Annotated in this window: 2 protein-coding genes; both read left to right on the top strand. The window is 34.1% G+C overall.

What is annotated here, in order from left to right; all coding sequences use genetic code 11:
- The first annotated feature begins 244 nt into the window (after window positions 1–244).
- Entirely contained in the window at window positions 245–1,750 is a 1,506-nt protein-coding gene (locus tag ACT8VG_RS10020) for an isopeptide-forming domain-containing fimbrial protein (RefSeq protein ID WP_444195777.1), read from the top strand.
- A 26-nt stretch (window positions 1,751–1,776) separates the two neighbouring features.
- Window positions 1,777–2,525, top strand: a 749-nt coding sequence (locus ACT8VG_RS10015; RefSeq protein ID WP_444195776.1) for a class C sortase, incomplete at its 3' end; no start/stop codon positions are given.

Raw genomic sequence — 2,525 nt, 5'->3', positions numbered from 1 at the left:
GATATTACAGTTACTAACAAGAAGTTAGATAACTATGATCTTCCAGATACTGGAGGATTCGGTATTTTCGGTTATTACGCAATTGGGGCCCTATTTATTACAGCGACTCTATTTGTCTGTATAGCAAATATAAAAAAGAAGGGGGGCTTATAACTAGTAATAACAAAGATTAAAATATGTATTTCAATAAGGGAAGAGTTTTATTAAAAAAATGGATATCATATGGACAAGGAGGAAAAACGATATGAAACTATTTAAAAAGCTCGCAAGTTTCATGCTTGCATTCACGATGGTTATGGCAATTGCTATGCCATCAGTAGTAATGGCGGCTGATACAACTTATAAGCTTACTTTACAGAATACTGTTGAAGGTCATACTTATGAAGTTTATCAGGTGTTCAGTGGTACACTTTCAACAAAAAACAATAAGAAAGTACTTTCTGATTTAAAATGGGGTAGTGGAGTAAAGGCAGATGCTTATACTGAAACAGCTAAAGCAAAAGCAGAAACACTTACAGATGAAACTACTGCAAGAGCTTTTGCTAAAGAACTAGTAGATCAGAAAAAATTATCTGCTGCTACTAAAACAGTTCAAAGTACAACAGGTACAACTGAGATTGCTGGACTTGCTGCAGGTTATTATTTAGTAAAAGACACTGACAGCAGTTTAGCAAATAAGCATGATTCTTATACAGTATATATTTTACAGGTTGTAGGTGATGCTACAACATCAGTAAAATCAGATGTTCCTTCATCAGAAAAGAAAGTTAAAGATATTAATGATTCTACTGATACAGAAACAACTGGATGGCAGGATGCTGCTGACTGGGATATTGGTGATGAAGTACCATTTAAGATTGAAGGTACACTTCCATCAAACTATGAAAAATATACAAAATATACTTTAAAATTCCATGATAAGCAACAAGCAGGTTTAACATTTAAACGTGATAGTGTTAAGGTATTTATTGATGATACCGAAATTACTGAAGGATTTACAGTTGTTGAAAATCCTGGTGATGGAGATACATTTGATGTTGTTTTTGAAAACTTGAAGACTACTTCAGCTAAAAACGGATCAAAAGTAAGAGTTGAATATAAATCTGAATTAAATCAAAATGCTAATTTAGGTGAACTAGGTAACAAGAATACAATGTATATGGAATTCTCTAATAACCCTAATAATGAACAGGGTGGTGAAACTGATGAAACTGGTAAAACACCAGAAGATACAGTTATTGTATTCACATATAAAGTATCTGTTAATAAAGTAAATGAAAACGGCGATAAACTTGATGGTGCTGAATTTACATTAGAAAAGAAACATAAGGTAAGTTCTGATAAATATGAATGGAAACCAATTACTAAAGTAGATGGCACTGCTGGCGATGTATTTGAATTCAAGGGAATTGATGATGGTGAATATAGATTAACAGAAACAAGAGCACCTGCTAATTATGATAAGTTATCTGATCCAATTTATTTTACAGTAACAGCTGGTCACGTTGATGGTGCTAATCCATATTTAGATACATTCTCTGGAAATATTACTAGTGGTAATGTTGGTGAAATGGCGTTTACTGCAAATAAAGATACTGGTATTTTATCAACAACTATTCAGAATAAACCAGGTAGCTCATTACCTGAAACAGGTGGTACGGGTACTACAGTATTATATGCTGCAGGTACACTTATGATTCTTGCGGCTGCTGCATTCTTAGTAATGAAGAAAAAAGCAGAAAGTAAGTAATATAAAACAATAAGGAGTGTCCTATAATGACAAAGAAGTTAACCAATGCATTTATAGCTTTAATATTCATTATGGGGCTTTCCTTACTTATTTATCCTAGTTTCAGTAACTATTGGAATCAAAGACATCAGACAAGAGCTATTGCTGGATATGAAGAAAAGGTAGAAAACCTGACTGATAAACAATATCAAAAGTTCTGGAATGATGCTACTTTATACAACACAAACCTGAAACAAACACTTTCTTCCTTGAATGATCAGGAGAAGAAAGTATATGATTCGACTCTTGATGTTACTGGTACAGGTATGATGGGTTATGTGGAAATCCCTAAAATCAATGTCTCTCTTCCTATATATCATGGAACAGATGCTGAAATCTTACAGATTGCGATAGGACATATCCCAGGTACTTCATTACCAGTAGGTGGAGAGAGTACGCATTGTGTCATATCTGGACATAGAGGATTACCAAGTGCACAGCTTTTTACTGATATCGATCAGTTAAAAAAGGGTGATACCTTCATGCTTCAGGTATTAGATCAAACTCTTTATTATGAAGTTGATCAAATTAAAACCGTCCTTCCTACAGAAATTGAAGATCTGAAGATTGTAGAAGGACAGGACTACTGTACTCTTATGACATGCACGCCCTATGGTGTGAATACTCATAGACTGCTTGTAAGAGGACATCGTATCAATAAGACGAATCTAAGAATAAGAAGAGATTTGGTCAAAGCGAATCCAGTACTCATTGATGTATTCTGGGTAGTACTTGC

It is taken from the genome of Catenibacterium sp. (genome assembly GCF_052354645.1).
GTDB lineage: Bacteria > Bacillota_I > Bacilli_A > Erysipelotrichales > Coprobacillaceae > Catenibacterium > Catenibacterium mitsuoka_A.
The sequence above is the reverse complement of the archived record's forward strand: the minus strand, read 5'-3'. Positions and strand labels throughout refer to the sequence as shown.